Genomic DNA, 339 nt, shown 5'->3' on the forward strand with positions numbered 1-339 from the left:
TAAGTCGGTTTCTCAGCCACTCGTCGAGTGATTTCAGCTTTGATGCAATACTGGCGAGCCTGCCCTGACACAGTCAGTGGGCGGTAATTATTTACCCATCCCATCCATATTTCTTTAAGCTTTTGGAGCCGTTCTGCGAAGCTGTACGGTCTGGTCTTCTTGGTGATCTGCTTGAGTTTGCGTTTGAGTGAGTCCCAGCTGTTTTTCTTCACTACCAGTCCCACCCGCGGCCCGGCCCCTCGCTAAAAATGTCCTAAGGGACATTTTCTTCACGCTCGGTCCTATTTTTCAGGGCTTGTGTAACTGCCTTATGGATGTTCTTTTCGGGGCGGAAGCCAT

Annotated in this window: 1 protein-coding gene; it reads right to left on the reverse strand. The window is 50.1% G+C overall.

The annotated features are described in order from the left end of the window. A partial coding sequence (locus IAQ59_RS22210) for a group II intron maturase-specific domain-containing protein (protein ID WP_483414097.1) occupies positions 1-224 on the reverse strand: 224 nt, incomplete at its 3' end. Between the last annotated feature and the right edge of the window lie 115 nt (positions 225-339).

The sequence above is a fragment of the Lunatimonas salinarum genome, assembly GCF_017811155.1.
Lineage (GTDB): Bacteria > Bacteroidota > Bacteroidia > Cytophagales > Cyclobacteriaceae > Lunatimonas > Lunatimonas salinarum.